This window comes from Allorhizobium sp. GW101-3B10, from assembly GCF_059424725.1.
Genome location: NZ_JBWKZR010000001.1, coordinates 2,790,620 through 2,809,334, shown reverse-complemented (window position 1 = coordinate 2,809,334; position 18,715 = coordinate 2,790,620). Strand labels below are relative to the sequence as shown.

Annotated in this window: 18 protein-coding genes; 5 read left to right on the top strand and 13 right to left on the bottom strand. The window is 63.8% G+C overall.

Going from position 1 to position 18,715, the window contains the following annotated elements; translation table 11 throughout:
* Positions 1 to 68: 68 nt before the first annotated feature.
* The 3 genes from ribB to AC07Y0_RS14095 form a co-directional block, all read right to left on the bottom strand.
* The gene (gene ribB, locus AC07Y0_RS14105) at positions 69 to 1,169 is read right to left on the bottom strand and encodes a 3,4-dihydroxy-2-butanone-4-phosphate synthase (RefSeq protein ID WP_498678260.1); all 1,101 of its coding nucleotides are present in this window, start codon (positions 1,167 to 1,169) and stop codon (positions 69 to 71) included.
* Positions 1,170 to 1,178: 9 nt separating this feature from the next.
* Positions 1,179 to 2,273 (bottom strand): chorismate synthase, encoded by a 1,095-nt coding sequence (gene aroC, locus AC07Y0_RS14100; protein WP_498678258.1) that lies wholly within the window; start codon positions 2,271 to 2,273, stop codon positions 1,179 to 1,181.
* 139 nt (positions 2,274 to 2,412) lie between these two features.
* On the bottom strand, positions 2,413 to 4,863 hold the full coding sequence (locus AC07Y0_RS14095; protein WP_498678256.1) for a sensor domain-containing protein: 2,451 nt from the start codon (positions 4,861 to 4,863) through the stop codon (positions 2,413 to 2,415).
* 313 nt (positions 4,864 to 5,176) lie between these two features.
* Here AC07Y0_RS14095 and AC07Y0_RS14090 point away from each other — a divergent pair, with 313 nt between their 5' ends.
* Complete coding sequence (locus AC07Y0_RS14090) at positions 5,177 to 5,437, top strand: DUF1344 domain-containing protein (RefSeq protein WP_028736899.1); 261 nt, start codon at positions 5,177 to 5,179, stop codon at positions 5,435 to 5,437.
* Between the two features lie 25 nt (positions 5,438 to 5,462).
* On the opposite strand, the gene AC07Y0_RS14085 is transcribed toward AC07Y0_RS14090, so the two are convergent.
* From AC07Y0_RS14085 to AC07Y0_RS14070, 4 genes are all read right to left on the bottom strand, one after another.
* Positions 5,463 to 6,053 (bottom strand): histidine phosphatase family protein, encoded by a 591-nt coding sequence (locus AC07Y0_RS14085; protein WP_498678255.1) that lies wholly within the window; start codon positions 6,051 to 6,053, stop codon positions 5,463 to 5,465.
* A 23-nt stretch (positions 6,054 to 6,076) separates the two neighbouring features.
* A complete protein-coding gene (gene fabI, locus AC07Y0_RS14080; RefSeq protein ID WP_498678254.1) occupies positions 6,077 to 6,895 on the bottom strand; it encodes an enoyl-ACP reductase FabI in 819 nt (272 codons plus the stop codon).
* 122 nt (positions 6,896 to 7,017) lie between these two features.
* On the bottom strand, positions 7,018 to 8,232 hold the full coding sequence (locus AC07Y0_RS14075) for a DnaJ C-terminal domain-containing protein (RefSeq protein WP_498678252.1): 1,215 nt from the start codon (positions 8,230 to 8,232) through the stop codon (positions 7,018 to 7,020).
* Positions 8,233 to 8,422: 190 nt separating this feature from the next.
* Positions 8,423 to 8,872 (bottom strand): RT0821/Lpp0805 family surface protein, encoded by a 450-nt coding sequence (locus AC07Y0_RS14070; RefSeq protein WP_498678251.1) that lies wholly within the window; start codon positions 8,870 to 8,872, stop codon positions 8,423 to 8,425.
* Positions 8,873 to 8,938: 66 nt separating this feature from the next.
* Between AC07Y0_RS14070 and pdxH the strand changes: the two genes are divergently transcribed.
* Entirely contained in the window at positions 8,939 to 9,559 is a 621-nt protein-coding gene (pdxH, locus tag AC07Y0_RS14065) for a pyridoxamine 5'-phosphate oxidase (RefSeq protein WP_498678250.1), read from the top strand.
* A 51-nt stretch (positions 9,560 to 9,610) separates the two neighbouring features.
* Here the strand turns inward: pdxH and AC07Y0_RS14060 are convergent, their stop codons facing one another.
* Together AC07Y0_RS14060 and AC07Y0_RS14055 are read right to left on the bottom strand one after the other, a co-directional pair.
* Positions 9,611 to 10,654 (bottom strand): polysaccharide deacetylase family protein, encoded by a 1,044-nt coding sequence (locus tag AC07Y0_RS14060; RefSeq protein WP_498678248.1) that lies wholly within the window; start codon positions 10,652 to 10,654, stop codon positions 9,611 to 9,613.
* A gap of 123 nt (positions 10,655 to 10,777) precedes the next feature.
* Positions 10,778 to 12,235: an MFS transporter gene (locus AC07Y0_RS14055; RefSeq protein WP_498678247.1), complete on the bottom strand. Its 1,458-nt coding sequence runs from the start codon at positions 12,233 to 12,235 to the stop codon at positions 10,778 to 10,780.
* Positions 12,236 to 12,542: 307 nt separating this feature from the next.
* On the opposite strand from AC07Y0_RS14055, the gene AC07Y0_RS14050 reads away from it, so the two are divergent.
* The gene (locus AC07Y0_RS14050; protein ID WP_498678245.1) at positions 12,543 to 13,307 is read left to right on the top strand and encodes an SDR family NAD(P)-dependent oxidoreductase; all 765 of its coding nucleotides are present in this window, start codon (positions 12,543 to 12,545) and stop codon (positions 13,305 to 13,307) included.
* A gap of 208 nt (positions 13,308 to 13,515) precedes the next feature.
* Positions 13,516 to 14,832, top strand: a complete 1,317-nt coding sequence (locus tag AC07Y0_RS14045; RefSeq protein ID WP_498678243.1) for a serine hydrolase — start codon at positions 13,516 to 13,518, stop codon at positions 14,830 to 14,832.
* A gap of 65 nt (positions 14,833 to 14,897) precedes the next feature.
* On the opposite strand, the gene AC07Y0_RS14040 is transcribed toward AC07Y0_RS14045, so the two are convergent.
* The 4 genes from AC07Y0_RS14040 to AC07Y0_RS14025 all read right to left on the bottom strand — a co-directional run bounded on the left by AC07Y0_RS14040 (position 14,898) and on the right by AC07Y0_RS14025 (position 17,498).
* On the bottom strand, positions 14,898 to 15,185 hold the full coding sequence (locus tag AC07Y0_RS14040) for a type II toxin-antitoxin system RelE/ParE family toxin (RefSeq protein WP_498678242.1): 288 nt from the start codon (positions 15,183 to 15,185) through the stop codon (positions 14,898 to 14,900).
* On the bottom strand, positions 15,142 to 15,366 hold the full coding sequence (locus AC07Y0_RS14035; protein WP_498678240.1) for a hypothetical protein: 225 nt from the start codon (positions 15,364 to 15,366) through the stop codon (positions 15,142 to 15,144). The genes AC07Y0_RS14040 and AC07Y0_RS14035 overlap by 44 nt, the downstream gene beginning before the upstream one ends.
* Positions 15,367 to 15,443: 77 nt before the next feature.
* Positions 15,444 to 16,859 carry a metalloprotease TldD gene (tldD, locus tag AC07Y0_RS14030; protein ID WP_498678238.1) on the bottom strand — a complete coding sequence of 472 codons (1,416 nt, stop codon included), beginning with the start codon at positions 16,857 to 16,859 and terminating at the stop codon, positions 15,444 to 15,446.
* 114 nt (positions 16,860 to 16,973) lie between these two features.
* Positions 16,974 to 17,498, bottom strand: a complete 525-nt coding sequence (locus AC07Y0_RS14025) for an invasion associated locus B family protein (RefSeq protein ID WP_498678236.1) — start codon at positions 17,496 to 17,498, stop codon at positions 16,974 to 16,976.
* A 318-nt stretch (positions 17,499 to 17,816) separates the two neighbouring features.
* On the opposite strand from AC07Y0_RS14025, the gene coxB reads away from it, so the two are divergent.
* Positions 17,817 to 18,701 carry a cytochrome c oxidase subunit II gene (gene coxB, locus AC07Y0_RS14020; protein WP_498680240.1) on the top strand — a complete coding sequence of 295 codons (885 nt, stop codon included), beginning with the start codon at positions 17,817 to 17,819 and terminating at the stop codon, positions 18,699 to 18,701.
* The last annotated feature ends 14 nt before the right edge of the window (positions 18,702 to 18,715 follow it).

Genomic DNA, 18,715 nt, shown 5'->3' with positions numbered 1-18,715 from the left:
GCGACAGGGGACGTGCAGAACTGCCCCCGGCGAACCGGGGGCATCGTCAGTCGCTCAAGGTCTCCGGGTCAGACGATCTCGGTGGCGATGATGCGGATGCCAAAGCCTTCCAGCCCGACATAGTGGCGTTCGCGCGAGGCAAAGAGCCGGATCGAGGTGACGCCGAGGTCTTTCAGGATCTGCGCGCCGAGGCCGATTTCCAGCCATTCGTTCTCGCGCGCCTGCGCCTGTTCGTGCGCCTCGCGCTCGTGGTGGCCGGCGCGTGCGGTGGTCGAAACGCCGACGCCGACGGAGCCTTCGCGCAGGTAGACGATGACGCCGCGGCCCTTGGCGGCGATCTTCTTCATGATGTCGTCGATCTGGCGGCCCTTGCCGAACACGTCCTGGCCGACATGTTCGAGATGCAGGCGCACCGGAATGTCGACGCCGTCGCGGATGTCGCCGAAGACGACGGCGAGATGCTGCATCGGGTCCCAGGGCAGCGAATAGGCATGCGCCTTGGCCGGGCCGTAAGGGGTCTCGATGGCGAAGCTCGAGGCGAGCTGGATCAGCGTTTCCTTGCGCTGGCGATAGGCGATGAGGTCGGCGACGGAGAGCAGCTTCAGTCCGTGTTCGGCGGCGAAGCTTGCGACCTGCGGGCCGCGCTTCACCGTGCCGTCGTCGTTGACGAGCTCGGAGATCACGCCGATTTGCGGCAGGCCGGCGAGCTTGCAGAGGTCGACGGCGGCTTCCGTATGGCCCGAGCGCATCAGCACCCCGCCTTCGCGGGCGACCAGCGGGAAGATGTGGCCGGGGCGGACGAAATCGGCGGCGCCGACGTTCGGATTGGCGAGGTTGCGCACCGTCAGCGTGCGGTCATCGGCGGAAATGCCGGTGGTGGTGCCGTGCTTGAAGTCGACCGAGACGGTGAAGGCCGTCGTGTGCGCGCTGTCGTTTTCGGCGACCATGGCGCTGAGGTTGAGGCGCTTGGCCTCCTCGCGCGGCATCGGCGCGCAGACGATGCCGGAGGTGTGGCGCACGATGAAGGCCATCTTCTCCGGCGTGCAGTGGACGGCGGCGACGATCAGGTCGCCCTCGTTCTCGCGGTCGTCGTCGTCGACGACCACGACGATTTCGCCCGCCTCGAAGGCGCGGATGGCGTCGACGACGCGGCTCTGGTCATAGCTCATGGAAAACCCTCACTTCAGCCGGCCGGTCTGGCCGCGGTCTCGCAAATAATGATCGGCAATGGCGCAGGCGAGCATCGCCTCGCCGACAGGAACCGCCCGGATTCCGACGCAGGGGTCGTGCCGGCCCTTGGTGCGCACATCCACCTCGTTCAAGTCGGCATCGATCGAGCGCCGTTCGGTGAGGATCGACGAGGTCGGCTTGATGGCAAAGCGCGCGACGATTGGTTCGCCGGTCGAAATCCCGCCGAGAATGCCGCCGGCATGGTTGGAGAGGAACACCGGCTTGCCGTCCGGCCCGATGCGCATCTCGTCGGCATTCTCCTCGCCGGTGATCTCGGCGGCGCCAAAACCGTTGCCGATCTCGACGCCCTTGACCGCGTTGATCGACATCAGCAGGCTGGCAATGTCCTGGTCGAGCTTGCCGTAGACCGGCGCGCCGATGCCGGCGGGCACGCCTTCGACGACCACCTCGATCACCGCGCCGACCGAGGAGCCGGCCTTGCGGATCTCGTCGAGATAGGCCTCCCAGACCGGAACGATTTGCGGGTCGGGTGCAAAGAACGGGTTCTCGCTCACCTGCGCCCAGTCCCAGTTGGCGCGGTCGATCTTGTGTTTGCCGATCTGCACCAGCGCGCCGCGAATGGTGACGCCGGGAACGACGAGGCGGGCCAGGGCGCCGGCGGCGACCCGCGCCGCCGTTTCGCGCGCCGACGAGCGGCCGCCGCCGCGATAGTCGCGAATGCCGTATTTGACGTCATAGGTGTAGTCGGCATGGCCCGGCCGGTAGCGCTTGGCGATGTCGCCATAGTCCTTGGAGCGCTGGTCGGTGTTCTCGATCATCAGCGAGATCGGCGTGCCGGTCGAAATCATCGATCCGTCGTCCTGCGGCATCACGCCGGAGAGCACCTTGACGAGGTCTTCCTCGCGCCGCTGGGTGACGAAGCGCGACTGGCCGGGCTTGCGCTTGTCGAGGAAGGACTGCAGGTCGTCGAGGGTGAAACGGATGCCGGGCGGGCAGCCGTCGACCACCGCGCCGAGCGCCGGCCCGTGGCTTTCGCCCCAGGTGGTGACGCGGAACAGGTGACCGAAGGTATTGTGCGACATGGCTAAGCACCGGAACGTTCGGGCGGCACTGGGATCTCAGCATACCGCCGCGGCTTTTGTTGGGGCTCACTCATAGTGGAAAAGGCCCGAGCGCGACAAGCCTTTCTTGGAAACGCTGCGTTCGGGATTTGTCGTCGGTTCACGACGCCTTGCGCTGCGGAAAACCCTTGGTGAAACGGCTGAACTCGTCGAAGGGCAGGGGCTTGGCGAAGGCATAGCCCTGGAGGTAGTCGCAACCGAGATGGCGCAGGAGGTCCGCATGGTCGAGGCTTTCGACGCCCTCGGCCACCGTCTCCACGCCGAGCGAGCGGGCGATCTCGATGATCGAGCGCACCAGGGCGCGTTCCTGCGGCGAGTTGACGATCGGCATGACGAGCTGGCGGTCGATCTTCAGCCGCTTCGGCTTCAGCCGCAGCAGGCTGAGGATCGAGGTGTGACCGGTGCCGAAGTCGTCGATCTCGATGTCGATGCCGAGTGCCTTGATCTTGTCGATGTTCTCGGTGACCACGTCGTCGCTTTCGTCGAGGAAGATTGATTCCACCAGTTCGAAGCAGATGGCGCCCGGGTCGATGGCGAGACCGTGCAACTGTTCGACGAGCGTCGCGTCGTGCAGGCGCTTCGACGAGACGTTGACCGAAATGCGCGGCACCTTCACGCCGAGTGCCGTCCAGCGCATCTGGTCGCGCAGGGCCTTTTCGAGCACCATCTGGTCCATCCGCGCCATGACGTTCAGCTCTTCGGCAACCTTGATGAAATGGTTGGAAGCGATCACGCCCTTGTCCGGGTGGTTCCACCGAACCAGCGCCTCCGCGCCGGAGAGCTGCATCGTCGCGGTTTCGAACTGCGGCTGGTACCAGACGGTGAATTCGTCGCGCTCAAGGCCCGTCAGAATCTCGTCGGCCATGCGCTTCTTGGACACTATGTTGGCCTGCAGGTCGGGGGTGAAGAACTCGTAGCAATTCCGGCCCTTTTCCTTGGCCTGGTAGAGCGCGATGTCGGCATTGACGAGGATACGGCGCGCGTCGGGGGCGATGCCGGAGGCCTGGGCGATCCCGATCGAGATGCCGCAGCGGCAGGAAAAACCCTCGAAGTCGATCGGCTTGTTCATCTCGACGATGATGCGTTCGCACAGTTCCGAGATCTCGGCGGTCGGCACGGCCCTTCGGGCGAGGATGACGAATTCGTCGCCGCCGATGCGCGCCACCAGATCGCCGCGTGGCACGTTGCGGGAAAGCACCCTCGATGCATGCACCAGCATGGCGTCGCCCGCCGCATGGCCGAGCGTGTCGTTGATCTCCTTGAAGCGGTCGAGGTCGAGATGCAGGATGGTGAACCTGGTGCGGTGGCGCTGGCCCGACTGGCTGAGTTCATCGAGTTCGATGTCGAGCTTGCGGCGGTTGGCGAGCGACGTCAGCGGATCGTGCAGGGCATTGAACTCGATACGGTTCTTGGCCAGTTCCAGTTCCAGGTTGCGGCTGTCGGCGTCCGCCTTGGCGGCCCTGAGCTGCTCGGCCAGAAGGGCGTCCGCGGTGACGTCGAAGGCAATGCCGATGATCTTCTTCTTGCCGTCCTTGCCCATATGCACCTGGCCGACGGAACGGACATAGCGCAGCTCGTTGTTGGGCAGGAGAATGCGTTGGGTGGTGTTGACGGTCGTGCCCGAAGCGATGGCCCGGTTGGTGGCAAGCTGCACGGACTGGCGGTCGTCCTGATGGAGGGCGGAAAGCCATTCGTGCCGGGTCACGGGCCGGTTCCTGTTCGGCACGTTGTAGAGCTGGTGCATCCGATCGTCCCAGTAGGCGGTGGTGGTCACCGGGTCGCCTTCCCAGATGCCGCAATTATAGGAGGCGAGCGCAACGTCGAGCTTGTGGGAGAGCTCCGAGAGCTCGTGCTCGCGGCTCGAAAGCTCGTCGAGCGCCAGTTCCAGTTCGGCATTTTTGATATCGCTGGTCGCCTTCGCCTCGCGAAGGGCCTGGTTGAACAATGTGTCGTTGGTGACGTCCCAGACGATGCCGGTCAGTCGCCTCGGGCCGTTCCCGCCGTTCGAGTGGGCGCCCACCGAACGCAGGTGGCGCGTCATGCCGTCGGGCAGCGTGATGCGGTAACTGATGTCCCAGCTTGCGGTCGAATCGCCATGAAGCCTCGCGGAAAAGGCGGCCTCGACGTCCTGGACATCGTCTGGATGAATGATCTTGTACCAATGGGTCATGCGATCACAGCCCTCGGTGGGGGCAAAGCCGTGCAGTGCGGCGGCACGCGCGTCCCAGGACAGCAGATCGTCGGCTTCGCCGACCTCCCAGATGCCGATATTGGCGGTTTCCATCGCAAGGTTGAAGCGGCGCGACAGGTCGAGCAGTTTCTCCTCGCGTGCCTTCAACTGAACAATGTTGCGGTTGCGTTCGTGCAGCAGGTGGAGGCTGAAGAGAACCGGCACGATCATGGCGAGACCGGCGACGATGCCGCCGCGCGTATCGAACACGAGACCGGCGATGACGATCGTCAGGCCGACCAGTGCGCCGCCCACGAGAAAGACGATCGCGCCGGCCCTATGGCCACCGTCGCGTTGCCGATATCGATTGAAGATTTTCAAGTCAGGATGTTCCCCAAGTCTGTCAGGTAATCCTAAAGGGCGCCGGTTAATATAGAATTGAATCGGCGATAGTATTGGCGCGCCAATACGTTCGCGCCGGAGATGGATGGGTGCGGCAGTGCCCCGCTCAGGCGCGAATCTCCGGAAAGATGCGGCAAAGCTTGCGATACCCGTCCCGGGTGCTTGAACCGCGTCGTAATTCCGTTCATCAATCGCACCGAAAATGTCATTGTTACGGGCGATTTTTGCCACATTCTGGAGGCCTATTTTGAGACACATCCTCAATCCGTCGAGACTGGCAAAGGTAACCCGCATGCGTATGATGATTTCAGTGCTTCTGGCGACTGCGAGCTTCCTCTCGCCGCTCAGCGTGCTGGCGGGAAGCGACGATGTAGAAGCGACCATTCAGGCGGTCAACGTCGACGGCCTGAGCCTGGTGCTGGACGACGGGAAGACCTATTCCCTTCCCGAGGAATTCAACTTCGACGGCCTCGAAAGCGGCGTGAAGGTGATCGTGTTCTTCACCGAGGTCGACGGCAAGCGCGTCGTCGACGACCTGGAAATCGTGCAGTAGGTTCCGCGAACGGTTCGTCGGCTCGTCAGAGCCAGCCGAGCAGGCCGCCGTCGCGGTCGATCTTGAGAATGCGGTCCTGCGGCACGTCCATGTCGCAGGCCTTGTCGCCGCTCCAGCCGCCGACGATGCGGAAAACGCTGCGCACGATCCCGCCATGGCTGACGCAGACGGTCGGCTGGTCAACCGCGGTGAGCCAGGCTCCCACCCTCCATGACAGAATCTCGTAGCTTTCGGCATCCTGGCCCGGCGGGATGAAATCCCATTTATGCTGCGCGCGCGCCTCGACCCTGTCGGGCATGACGCGCTGCAGTTCCGGAATGGTCGATCCCTCCCAGTCGCCGAAGGACAGTTCGATCAGCCGGGGATCTGTGCGATAGCCGTGCGGATCGAGCCCCATGGCGGCGCGCACCCGTTCCATGGTTTCGCGGGTGCGGCCAAGCGGGGAGGCGACATAGTCGAAGGCGGCGGCGCGTTCGCCGAGTTCCTCCGCCAGGCGTCTGCCGTTCTCGCTCGCCTGGCGTCGTCCGTTCTCGTTGAGGCCGATGTCCTTCTGCCCTTGCAGTCGGCCCTCGGCATTCCAGTCGGTCTGGCCGTGACGGATCAGATAGATGAGCACGGCATGCGACCTCGAACTGGAGACTATTCCTTGGCGACGGTGATGTCCGGCGCATCCACCGCCTTCATGCCGACGGTGTGATAGCCGGAATCCACATGGTGGACCTCGCCGGTCACGCCGGTCGACAGATCGGACAGGAGATACATGCCCGATTTGCCGACTTCGTCCGTCGTCACGTTGCGCTTCAGCGGCGAATTGTACTCGTTCCACTTCAGGATGTAACGGAAGTCGCCGATGCCGGATGCGGCCAGCGTCTTGATCGGACCGGCCGAGATGGCGTTGACACGGATGCCGCGGCCGCCCATGTCGACGGCGAGATAGCGCACGGAAGCCTCGAGCGCGGCCTTGGCGACGCCCATGACGTTATAGTGCGGCATGACCTTCTCGGCGCCGTAATAGGTGAGCGTCAGGATCGAGCCGCCGTCGTTCATGATCTTCTCGGCGCGAGCGGCAACCGCGGTGAACGAGTAGACGGAAATGTCCATCGTGCGGGCGAAGTTGTCGCGCGTCGTCTCGATGTAGCGGCCGGTCAGTTCGTCCTTGTCGGAAAACGCGATGGCGTGCACGACGAAGTCGATCTTGCCCCACTTCTCCTCGAGGTTCTTGAACACGGCGTCGATGCTGTCGAGATTGGTGACGTCGCAATCGCCGGCCATGAAGGCGTCGAGTTCCTGCGCCAGCGGCTCGACGCGCTTCTTCAGCGCTTCGCCCTGCCAGGTGAATGCGATTTCGGCTCCCTGTTCATGACAGGCCTTGGCGATGCCCCACGCGATCGAGCGATTGTTTGCGACGCCCATGATGATGCCGCGCTTGCCTGCCATAAGGCCGGAACCTTGAGCCATGTTTTGCTCCCTAAGACTTTCGATTGACCCTGCCTATGGCATAGCCGGCATCACGGTTCAAGATTGCACCGGATCATCAACTGTAAGGCAGCGTAACAAAGGGTGTGATCGTTACAAATACTTCATAAAAACAGGCCTTCGCGCATGACGCGCATCAAGTCCGTGACTTTGTCGTCCGGCTTTTCCCACAGCATGACGCGCAGTTCAACTGCCAGTGCGCCGCGGCCGCCCTCGTCGTTCGGCAGGCCGAGGTCGTCGAGGCGGATCACCTGGTCGGAGCTCGACCAAGCCGGAATGGTGATGGTGAGCGGCCCGTTGGGCGTCTCGACAGAGGCCTCGCAACCCAGCACGGCATCTTCGAGCGTGATCGGCAGAGCCGTCTTGAGATCGTAGCCGTCGACGGTGAATTTCTCATTCTTGGCCACGCGCACGGTGACCGCCACGTCGCCGCGGCTCATGCCCTGGAGCTTCAGGCCCTGGCCCTTGAGCCGCACCACATGGCCCTGCGTGACCCCGTTGTCGAGCGGAACGCGAAGCTCGCGGCCGTCGGACAGCGTGATCGGCACCGACTTCTGCGCCAGCAGGTCGTCGATCGTCACGGTTGCCTCGACCACCAGGTCGGGGGCCTTTTCCGGCGGCGGCTGGATGCCGCGGATGCGACGGACGAAGGAGCTCAGCAATTCGATCGGTGCAAGGATGGACACCGGCTTGGGCGCGCCGGACGGCTCGCTGTTTTCCACGCGTTCGGCTTCGGCCTCGGTTTCGCGCTTCAGCGTTTCGGCCGCGGCGGCCGCTTCGGGCGTGTCGCCGAAGATGCGCGAGACGACGGCTTCGGGGCTTTCGCCCGCACCGTCGGGCTTGGCCTGGCCCTGCGTATGGGCTTGTGCCTGTGGCTGAGCCTGTGCCTGGGCGCCGCCTGTCTGGGCCTTTTCCTGCTTTGCCTGAGCGGCATGGGCCGCCTGTGCAGGCTGAGCCTGCTTGTCCGCTTTCGCCTTCTCGGCTTCGGCGCGTGCCAGTTCGGCGAGGATCCGCTCGGCATTCGCCTTGGCGATCTTGGCCTTTTCGGCCGCCTCGCGGGCCGCCTGGCGCTGCTGCATGATCGTCTGCTCCCGCTCGAGAGCTTCAACCTTGTCGCGCTGCTGGTCGTAACGGCTGCGCTTGGCCGGGTCCTTCAGCACCTCGTAGGCGCGGCCGACCTCGGTAAAGCGTCGATTGGCGTCCGGGTCGTCGCGGTTCTGGTCGGGGTGCACGCTTTTCGCCTTCATCCGCCAGGCCGACTTGATCTCATCGGCTCCCGCATCGCGCTTTACGCCGAGCACTGAATAGAAATCGCGCATCTAGGCCACCAATTGACAAAAGACCGTGCATCGCCGTTCTTGGCCGATGCAACCGGCAAGAAACACCTCCCGATCCGCCGCCATCACGGCAGTCCGGTTTTACAATTCTGGGAGTATGGCAAGAAGATGCTAATCAGTGGTTACGCGGAAAACCCGGTCATCCGGGCCGCATCGCCGGCCTGGAGAGACTTCAGGGCTGCCGGCTGAAGCTCATCAGCTGCCACTGGCCGGAGCCCGCGGTGCAGGTCTTGCCGGAGAAGTTGGCGATGCCTTCATAGGAATGACGAGTCGTCGAGAAGTTTCGGCATACAACGCCGTTCGACTTCTGCTCCTCGATCGCCGTGACCACGCCGGCGCTGCCGGTCGTCGCATTGGCCCAGGGCAAAGGGCTGGCGGTTCGCGAGAGATCTGCGGAGGAGACGGCGTTCTGCACCGTCAACTCGTCGGAACGGCCTTCCGCCGTGTTCTTAGCCGCGACGGTGTTGGTGGAAATCGATCGATCCACATCCGAGCCGAAGAGGTCCATGCTGCCACCGAAGCAACCGCTGATCGGCAGCGTCGCGGCGAGAACGATGAGTAATCTGCTTTTACCCAGCGACCCGCCCTTTTTGCGCTCGTTCGACTTTGCTATGTCTCTCAATGGGCGTCCTGTCCAGTGTTAAGACCCTGGGCAATGATGATGAAGTTCGGGAGCATTTGAAGCAATATGTCAGAGACTGGGTTAACAAGCAGTGACTTCACCGAGGAAAACGAACCTTTCGCATTGTTCGGTGCGTGGCTCAAGGACGCAGAGGCCTCTGAGGTCAACGATCCCAACGCGGTAGCCGTTGCAACCGTGGACGAGAACGGCTTGCCGAATGTGCGCATGGTCCTGCTCAAGGAATTCGATTCCCGGGGTTTTGTGTTCTACACGAATTTCGAGAGCCAGAAGGGACAGGAAATTCTCGGCCAGAAAAAGGCGGCCATGTGCTTCCACTGGAAATCGCTGCGGCGTCAGGTGCGCCTGCGCGGCGAAGTCGAAGTGGTTTCCGACGAGGAAGCCGATGCCTATTTTCGCTCCCGGCCGCTCGGCAGTCGCATCGGTGCCTGGGCGTCGAAGCAGTCGCGCCCGCTGGAAGGTCGGTTCGCCCTGGAAAAGGCCGTGGCCGAATATACAGCCCGCTACGCCTTCGGTGAGGTTCCGCGGCCGGCCCACTGGTCCGGTTTCCGCATCAAGCCGATTTCGATCGAATTCTGGCACGACCGCAAGTTCCGCCTGCACGACCGCATCGAGTTTCGCCGCGACACGCCGGATGCGCCCTGGCACAAGGTCCGGATGTATCCCTGATCGCCATGGTCGGCCGGCGGGTTTCTCGCCGGCCTTGACCGTCCTTGCGGATCAGCCCGTCAGGCGGAAGGGGATGCCGGAGGCAAGCGCCGCGACATAGCGCGGCTTCTGATAGTATCCGTTGAGCGAGATGCGCGGCAGGAGCAACGGCGCGGCAAGCGCTGCCGCATCGATCGTCCCCGCCCGGGTCGTCACGGCAAGGGTGAAGCCGGCCCTGGCGGCGAGTGTCGCGATGCGGCTGGTGGCGCTGCGCGCGTCGCCATAGGGATAGGCGAAGCTCGTCGGCCGGCGCCCGGTCAGCGTCTCGACATAGTCGGCGCTGCCCGAAAGTTCGTCCAGCGCTTCCGCGTCGGTGAGAAAGTCCAGCGCCCGGTGACTGAGCGTGTGGGCACCGAGGCTGGCGAGCGGATGGCGTGCCAGCGTCTTCAGTTCCTCCGCCGTCATCACGAGCTGCGCGACGATCGCCGCAGGATCGATGCCGACGCTGCGCGCCGCCGCATCGAGCCGGGCGATTGCCAGGCTCTCCTTCGGCCCGCAGATCGCATCGCAGATGAGATCGGATACCGCCCCCTTCGCCGCGATCGAGGTGACGACGTGGGTCTTCGGGCCGCCGTCGGTTTCGATGGTGAAGCGGTCGGTGGCGTTGAGCAGGGCTTCCGCGGTCTCCCACCAGAGCGTGTGGCTGCGTTCGCTGAAACCCTTGGTGACGAAGACGGTGAAGGGCACGCCGTGCCGTTCGAAGACGGGCAGGGCATGCTCGGCATTGTCACGGTAGCCGTCGTCCAGGGTGAAGGTGGCGAAGGGCGGTCCGTCCGGCGCGGCAGCGAGCAGGTGCGGCACGTCGTCGAGGGCTGCGAATCGGTAGCCCTCGGCCTTCAGTCGCCGGATCGCCGCGTCCAGGAAGTCCGGCGTGATCTCCAGATGACCGTTCGCATCGAGCGGCGGGGGGCGGTGGGGCCGCACGTGATGCAGCGTGAAGATCGCGCCGCGGCCGCGCGCCGCGCGCATGGCGCCGAGCCGGCTCAGAAGCCGGGACGCTTCCAGTCCGCCGGTGATCGCGGCCTTGCGCACGAAGCCTTTCAGGTTGGCCTTCATTGTCCTTGCCTGGTTTTGCGTCGCAACATCTTGCACTCCAGACTATGCGGGCGGCGTTAAGCCTTGCTGAATAGTCTCTGCCTGTTTTTGGGGTGCTGGTTCGTCCGGCGCGACCAAAGGTAGTCACCGCATGAGCATCACCGCGCGGCGCGCCGCCAGCGAGGCGGGGATCGCCCAGACAAGCGCGACGGCGAAGGTGAGCGTCAGCACGCCGCGTATGGCATCGGCGGATTGCGCGGTGGCCAGCCCCGCTCCATTGGCGCTGATGCCCGCAAGTGCTGCGCCGAGCGCGAAGCCCGCCGATTGCAGTGTCGGCAACAGCGCCGAGGTCTTGTCGCGTTCATGGCTCGGCGTCGCCTCCATCAGCATCTGGCTGAGATAGCCCCAGCTCGAACCGAAGGCTGCACCGATGGCCACCTGCGCGACGGCAAGCATGGCGATGTTCACGGTCCCGATCGCGCCGGCGAGGGTGGCGAAGCCCAGGACCAGCAGCAGGGGCCCAAGCCAGATCGCCGTCTGCCGCGACCGCTCGGTCCGCAGATTGGCGACGCCGATCGCCGTGAGGCTCCAACTGATCGCCATCAATGCCCCGAGCGCACCGGCGAGCGTCGGGCGGTAGCCGAACAGATATTGCAGGGAGTAGACGAGATAGACGCTGCTCGTCGCCTGTGACAGCGGCATGAGCAGGATGACCCAGAGCCCGAGGCCGAGCGGGGAACGGGTGGAAAACGCACCATCCGGAAGGATCGAATCCTCCGCGCGTCCGTCGAGCCGGACGGCGCCGAGCACCAGCAGCATCGATCCGGCAATCACGGTTGCCGTGGCGAGTGCGGAGCCGGCAAGCCCCGCCACCAGCATGGCAATGAGGCCGGCCGAAAGCAGGCTCAGCCTGAGTGTGGGAAATTGCAGCCGCCGACCCGCTTCCGAACCTGACGGCACGAGGATGAGCGCGAGCAGCAGAAAGAGGGCGATGAGCGGCGCGTTGACGAGAAAGGCCACCCGCCAGGAAAAGGCCTCCGTCAGCGAGCCGGCCAGCACCGGCCCGCCGAAGGCGGCGATCGCCCAGACGCTCGCCTCCGCGCCGAACACCTTCGGCACCAGGGCGGGCGGGAACATTTCCGGGATCAACGCGTAGCAGATGGCAGCGATGATGCCTTCGCCGATGCCCTGGCAGATCCGTCCGAAGAGCACGGTGTTCATGTCCGAGGCGAGGGCGGCCGCCAGCGTTCCGGCGAGGAAGATCAGGGCGGCGGCGAAGAGAACGGTTCTCGCGCCGTAGCGCTGTTTGAGCAGGGCGGCACTGGCGCCTGCGACGATCGACGCCACCAGATAGAGCGTCATCGACCAGGACAGCAGTTCCGCACCGCCGATCTCGCCGACCGCCGTCGGCAGTACGGTGCTGACCAGGAAGCCGTTGAAGGCATAGAGCGCCACGCCCATGCACAGCATCGCCGTCGTCGCCAGATAGCGGGGGGCGAGTAGCTCGGCCCAGCGGCCACTCGCCTCGTTCTCCGGCGCAAGACCGGACCTGACGGCAATCGGTGACCCCGCGACGTTGGGCACTTTTATCTCTGGCTGCATGGGGCCTGTTTCCTTGTCCTGAATTGCGGTCGGACCGGAACCTACAATCTCAACTTAAGTTGAGGTAAAGAGGCAAATTGAAAAAAATGCAGGGGCTTGTCGACGGACAAGAGAACCAAGGGGCAGCGCTCCCGTTCAATGCACCCGCTTCCATAGCATGAGGATTGGGCCGCCACAGGATGGGCAACCATCCGCCACCATCCTATGTGTCCTCAACCACCTTCCGAGGCACACCGCCCGAAGATTACTGGACTCAGTCAAGTAAATATCTAGACTGCAGTGGCACACCATAGGAGGTCCGACAAGCATGACGTCTGCGCGCCGCATGGATGGAAAGATATGCCTGGTCACGGGCGGTGGAACGGGTATTGGCATGGCGGCCGCGCTGCAGATGGCGCGCGAAGGCGCCGCGGCGGTGGTGATCGCCGGCAGGCGCGAGCCGGAGGGCGAGGCCGTTGCTGCCGCCTGTCGGGCCTTCGGTGCGCAGGCCGTCTTCCTGAAGACCGACGTGACGCGTGAAGCGGATGTCGAGGCGATGGTGTCGGGCACGCTGGACCGTTTCGGCCGGCTGGACGTGGCCTTCGACAATGCCGGCTTTCAGGAGCGCCGCGCACCGATCGAAGACCAGGACGACGCAACCTATGCCGCCGTTTTCGACACAAATCTGCGCGGCGTTTTCCATTGCCTCAGGTATCAGATCCCGGCCATGCGCAAGACCGGTGGCGGCGCGATCGTCATCAATGCCTCGGTCAGCGGCATCCGCAATCCGAACCCCGGCTTCGCGCTCTACAATGCTTCGAAGGCCGCCGTCATCGCCATGATGCGCACGGCCGCCATCGAGAATGCCGCCCGCGGCCTGCGCATCAATGCCGTGGCGCCGGGGAGGGTGGTCACGGACATGATGCTGGCGGCCGGCGTCGGCGACGTGGCGACCGTGGCCGCCGGCCTGCCCTTGCGGCGTATGGGGCGACCCGAGGAAGTGGCGGAAACCGTCCTGTGGCTTGCCTCGGACGCAGCCTCCTATGTTGTCGGCCATGTTCTGGCCGCGGATGGTGGGTTTCTTGCCGCTTGAGGCTGCTTTTGTCGGCAGATCCAGCCTCGCGTCATTTACCTTTTGTTTACTCTCATCATGAAACTTTTAGTTAACTTTCGGACTGTGGGCGCTGCACTGCAAAAATCTCGCCCCAATTCTGCTTTAGTGAGGCCGTCGTCTACCGGGCGGCGAATCTCGTCGTCGAATTTCGACGTTCCGCCAAAATAAGCCTGCCCCTGGAGGATTCATGAACAAGCTGTTGATCGCGTTGACGTTCCTTGTTGCGATCGCTTCATCGTCAACCTCCGCGACAGCCGGAAGCGCCCAGCTTCTCCTCGATGCCCGCACCGGCGAAGTCCTGGCCTCGGAAAACCCCGACAGCCTCAATCACCCCGCCTCGCTGACGAAAATGATGACGCTTTACATGACGTTCGACGCGATTCGTCGTGGCGAACTGTCGTGGGACAGCAAGGTGCCGTTCTCCAAATATGCGGCCTCCCGCCCGCCGACCAAGCTTCGCGTGAAGGCGGGCGATGCCATCACTGTGAAGGAAGCAGTGATGGGCATGATCGTGCAGTCGGCCAATGATGCGGCAGCCGCCATGGCGGAAAAGCTCGGCGGCACCGAAAGCCAGTTCTCCGCGATGATGACGACGAAGGCCCGTTCCCTCGGCATGTCTAAAACCACCTTCGTCAATGCCTCCGGCCTTCCCGACGACCGGCAGATCACCACGGCCCGCGACATGTCCACCCTCGGCATCGCGCTGCTGCGCGACTTCCCTCAGGAATACAAGCTGTTCAACACCAAGAGCTTTGCCTTCCGTGGCCGCACGATCAACGGCCACAACAATCTGATGTACCGCTACAAGGGCATGGACGGCATCAAGACCGGCTATACTAACGCTTCCGGCTTCAACCTCGTCAGCGCCGTGAGAGACGGCGACCGCCGCGTCATCGGCGTCGTGATGGGCGGCCGCTCGGCGGCGAGCCGCGACAAGGTCATGGAAAAGCTGATCGCCGGCAACATCGCCAAGGCATCCCGCGGATCGCAGCTCATGGCCAGCAATTCGGCCCGGGTCGGCATGGACCTGGCGCGCCTGGGCTCCGATGTCCCGGTTCCGGCTCCCCGTCAGGATGCGGTGGCCGCTGTCATAGGCCTGGCAAACGCAAGTCCGGTTGCCGCCTCCATGCTTGGAACGGCCTATGCCAAGCCGGTGGAAATGGCCGCTGCCGACGTCTCGAGCGACGTCCCCGCCTTGACGCCCGAGGCGGAAATCCCGCTTGCGGCACCGAAGGCTGAGGCCCGGATGGCCGGCGGATGGCAGATCCAGATCGCCGCCGCCGCCAGCGCCAAGGCCGCGATGGAGCTTCTCGCCGACGCCAAGGCGAAGATCGGCGGTCCGTTGAACGATCGCGATACCTATACCGAAGCCGTGACCCGCGGCGGCGCGACCTTCTACCGCGCCCGCTTCACCGGTTTCGCCAGCAAGACCGAGGCCCGCTCGGCCTGCGACCAGCTGGTGAAGAACCGCTACGACTGCGTGCTGATGCCGGCGAGGGGCTGACTGTTACTTGATCGATGGATGCCTGAAGGCCCGCTGCCCGCATGGCGTGGTTGGGCGCCTGCGTGTCAATCGCAACGGTCCGGGCATTTCCGTGCCGTGTGGAGGATCGTGAGGATTTCGATGGTCGCCTGCACACGGTAGACGATGATGTACGGCGTGCCTGGGACAACGAGTTCGCGCGTCTTGGCGACCCGACCCAGCCGTCCGATTTCCGGGTGACAGGCAAGGAAGGCCGCAGCTTCCAGCAGTCTTCGCACGATTGTCTCGGCAGAGCGTGGGCTGTCCTCGGCGATATACGAGCCTATGTCGTCAAGATCCTGAACCGCAGTTTGCGTCCAGCGAATCTCGTCCATTCGAAACGAATTTGCGGATGACCGATTTTACCGTCTCGTGAGAAGCAAATCGTCCTTCGTCTGCATCCTTGAGACCGGCCTCGATCTTCTTGCGCTGCCAAACCTCACCCTCTGCGCTCGCGGTCTCTTCGACCGGAAACGCCAGTTCGTCAAAGGGAATGTGCGGCGGTACGTGGTTCATAATTTTTACTATGCCAGATCCCGGAAAAGTTGCAATCCGACGCGAAGGCCCCAAAGCAGAGTGCGACCCGCGGGCCCTTACGCCCGCGTTCCGCCCACCGTTACCTGGTCCATCCGCAGATGTGGCTGGCCGACGCCGACCGGCACCCATTGGCCGGCCTTGCCGCAATTGCCGATGCCCTTGTCGAGCGCCATGTCGTTGCCGACCATGGAAATGCGCTTCATCGCTTCCGGCCCGTTGCCGATCAGCATGGCGCCCTTGACCGGCGCGCCGATCTTGCCGTTCTCGATCATGTAGGCCTCGGTGCAGCCGAAGACGAACTTGCCCGACGTGATGTCGACCTGGCCGCCGCCGAAGGAGACGGCATAGATGCCGTTCTTGACGGACGAGATGATTTCTTCCGGGCTCTTGTCGCCGCCGAGCATGTAGGTGTTGGTCATGCGCGGCATGGGCTGGTGCGAATAGCCCTGGCGGCGCCCGTTGCCGGTCGCCTTCATGCCCATCAGCCGGGCGTTCTGGCGATCCTGCATGTAGCCGACCAGCCGGCCGTTCTCGATCAGCACGTTGTAGGCCGAGGGCGTGCCCTCGTCGTCGATGGTGATGGAGCCGCGCCGCGCGTCGATCGTCCCGTCGTCGACCACGGTCACGCCGGGCGCGGCAACCATCTCGCCCATCAGGCCGGCGAAGGCCGAGGTCTTCTTGCGGTTGAAGTCGCCCTCGAGCCCGTGGCCGACCGCCTCGTGCAGCATCACGCCCGGCCAGCCATTGCCGAGCACCACGTCCATGGTGCCGGCCGGCGCGTCGATCGCCTCGAGATTGACCAGCGCCTGGCGTAGCGCCTCGTCGGCGCCTTGCCGCCAGCTCTCTTCCGTCAGGAAGTCGGAAAACGCCATGCGTCCGCCGGTGCCATAGGAGCCGCTTTCCTGCCGGTCTCCCTTGCCGGCGATGACGGAAATGTTGATCCGCGTCATCGGCCGGATGTCGCGCACCCGGTGGCCGTCGGCGCGCAGGATCTCCACCACCTGCCAGCTCGCGGCGATCGAGGCGGTGACCTGGCGCACGGTATCGCCCTTGCCGCGCAGATAGGCGTCGATTTCGGCAAGCAGCTTGACCTTCTCCTCGAAGGAGGGCGCGCCGATCGGATTGCCTTCGCCATAGAGCTTGGCATTGGTGCGCTGGGGCGCGCTGGCATAGGAGCCGGAATAGCCATGGGTGACGGCGCCGACCGCATCGGCGGCACGCGACAGCGCAGCCAGCGAAAGTTCCCCCGCATGGGCGTAACCGACGGCTTCGCCGGCGACGGCGCGCAGGCCAAAGCCCTGGTCGGTGTTGAAGCTGCCGCCCTTCAGCCGCCCGTTGTCGAAGGTCAGTGATTCTGCCTGGGCATGTTCGACGAAAAGCTCCCCGTCATCGGCGCTGCCGAGTGCTTTTGACACATGCTGACGCAGCGTCATTTCGTCGCAGTCGAAGAGGCCGAGAAGGTCGGTGGTCATGGATGTCTCCTTGCAGTGCTTGCTCCGATGTAGGCGCATTGCGCCCTGCGGACAAGGTTCGACCGGAGCCATGGCCCCGGTCGCGTCACTTTATAGATCATAGGAAGGGTGCTCTCAGGGCAGCTTGTCGTAGCCTTCGCCGAAGCCGGCAAGCTCGATCGGAATGCCGACCCGGTCCTGGTCGGCCGACTCGCGCAGCGCGAACACCGCGTTCTTGCCGGCCCGCAGGATCTTCATCAGTTCCTCGTCGATCTCGACTTCGACATAGCAGCCTTCGGAGAAGCAGCGGGTGAAATAGGCGCGGCCGATATTGTTGCCGTCGACATAGAGCTCCATGCCGTCCTTCAGCAGGACGCCGAGCGGGGCGAGGATGCGCAGGATCTTCGCCTTGCGGTCCGCGGTCTTCAGCACCACCACGGACAGGCCGACTTCGGGGCGGTCCTCGGCGATGACGTTCTGCATCAGTGCGCATTGCTCGGTGGAGGCGCCGGCGGGCGTATCGCAGATCACCGACCACGCGCCATGATTGGAACGGATGGTTCCGGGCTGCTGTTGCTGGGCCTCGGCCGGAGCGACGAGCGCGGCAACGACGATGGCGCTTGCGATCAGGCCCGACCGGTAAAGTCTAGGAAGACCCATGGGTACCTCTGGAAATCGAATCATCCCTGACATTCATGGCGTCCGGGCGGGCAAAATGAAAGCCCCGGCCCGTGTTTTCCAAGGGAGTGAGGCTTAATTGCGACCGCTGTTGCAGCCGTGCCGGCCGCCGCAGGCGATGCAGGCTGGATTGTCGGTGGATGGCTCGCGAGCGGAATTGATGAACAGCAAAAATGCGGCCGTGGCATTTGCCCGGGCGTATTGCGAATGCGGCCAATCTGTGATTTTAAACGCTGATGATAGCATGAATTTTGCGTATTGATTTGATGTGGATCAAACGCTTGTGGGAGAGACATCGTGATGAAGAGAGCTTTTGCAGCTTTGGCCGCCCTGGCCTGTCTGCTTTTCGCCTCCGGCAGTTTTGCAGACCAGCCGACAGAGTGGCAGATGGACTTGCAACAGGCGGCGACGCCGATCATGGAGCAGATTCGCTGGTTTGAGAACTACACCTTGTGGTTCATCGTTCCGATCACCGTCTTCGTCCTCCTTCTCCTGGTCGTGGTCGTCGTGCGCTTCCGCGCATCCGCCAATCCCGTTCCCTCGAAGACCAGCCACAACACGGCGATCGAGATCGTCTGGACCGTCGGTCCGGTGCTGGTCCTGCTGTTCTTCGCGATCCCGTCCTTCAATCTGCTTTCCGCCCAGCTCACCCAGCCGGAAAACCCGGATGTGACGGTCAAGGCGACCGCCACCCAGTGGCAGTGGAACTACGAGTACCAGGGTGGCACGGAAGTGGCCTTCGACAGCTACATGCTGAAGGAAGAAGACCGCACCGCCGCCGGCAAGGAAGACAAGAGTGTCTATCCGCGCCTGCTGGCCGTCGACAATGAAATGGTCATTCCGGTCGGCAAGACCGTGCGCATGCTCGTCACCGCGGCGCCCACCGACGTCATTCATGCCTTCGCCATGCCGGCCTTCGGCGTGAAGATCGATGCCGTTCCGGGACGTCTGAACGAAACCTGGTTCCGCGCCGATCGCGAAGGCCTCTACTACGGCCAGTGTTCGGAACTCTGCGGCAAGGACCATGCCTTCATGCCGATCGCCATCCGTGTCGTGTCGGCTGACAAGTATGCCGCCTGGCTCGAGGCTGCTGCGTCGGATCTCGCCGGTGCCAACAAGGCGCTCATGGCTGCGGTGGACGGTGCGGACAAGTCCGTGCAGCTCGCCGACAACGTTTCGAACTAAGGAAGAGGAGTGCG

What these genes read in the sequence shown, in the direction of transcription:
- ribB (WP_498678260.1), bottom strand. Translation starts at nt 1,169, where the DNA reads ATGAGCTATGACCAGAGCCGCGTCGTCGACGCCATCCGCGCCTTCGAG.
- AC07Y0_RS14040 (WP_498678242.1), bottom strand. Translation starts at nt 15,185, where the DNA reads ATGGACGAGATTCGCTGGACGCAAACTGCGGTTCAGGATCTTGACGAC.
- AC07Y0_RS14050 (WP_498678245.1), top strand. Translation starts at nt 12,543, where the DNA reads ATGACGTCTGCGCGCCGCATGGATGGAAAGATATGCCTGGTCACGGGC.
- AC07Y0_RS14075 (WP_498678252.1), bottom strand. Translation starts at nt 8,232, where the DNA reads ATGCGCGATTTCTATTCAGTGCTCGGCGTAAAGCGCGATGCGGGAGCC.
- AC07Y0_RS14045 (WP_498678243.1), top strand. Translation starts at nt 13,516, where the DNA reads ATGAACAAGCTGTTGATCGCGTTGACGTTCCTTGTTGCGATCGCTTCA.
- aroC (WP_498678258.1), bottom strand. Translation starts at nt 2,273, where the DNA reads ATGTCGCACAATACCTTCGGTCACCTGTTCCGCGTCACCACCTGGGGC.
- AC07Y0_RS14060 (WP_498678248.1), bottom strand. Translation starts at nt 10,654, where the DNA reads ATGAAGGCCAACCTGAAAGGCTTCGTGCGCAAGGCCGCGATCACCGGC.
- AC07Y0_RS14035 (WP_498678240.1), bottom strand. Translation starts at nt 15,366, where the DNA reads ATGAACCACGTACCGCCGCACATTCCCTTTGACGAACTGGCGTTTCCG.
- coxB (WP_498680240.1), top strand. Translation starts at nt 17,817, where the DNA reads ATGAAGAGAGCTTTTGCAGCTTTGGCCGCCCTGGCCTGTCTGCTTTTC.
- tldD (WP_498678238.1), bottom strand. Translation starts at nt 16,859, where the DNA reads ATGACCACCGACCTTCTCGGCCTCTTCGACTGCGACGAAATGACGCTG.
- AC07Y0_RS14090 (WP_028736899.1), top strand. Translation starts at nt 5,177, where the DNA reads ATGCGTATGATGATTTCAGTGCTTCTGGCGACTGCGAGCTTCCTCTCG.
- AC07Y0_RS14055 (WP_498678247.1), bottom strand. Translation starts at nt 12,235, where the DNA reads ATGCAGCCAGAGATAAAAGTGCCCAACGTCGCGGGGTCACCGATTGCC.
- pdxH (WP_498678250.1), top strand. Translation starts at nt 8,939, where the DNA reads ATGTCAGAGACTGGGTTAACAAGCAGTGACTTCACCGAGGAAAACGAA.
- fabI (WP_498678254.1), bottom strand. Translation starts at nt 6,895, where the DNA reads ATGGCTCAAGGTTCCGGCCTTATGGCAGGCAAGCGCGGCATCATCATG.
- AC07Y0_RS14025 (WP_498678236.1), bottom strand. Translation starts at nt 17,498, where the DNA reads ATGGGTCTTCCTAGACTTTACCGGTCGGGCCTGATCGCAAGCGCCATC.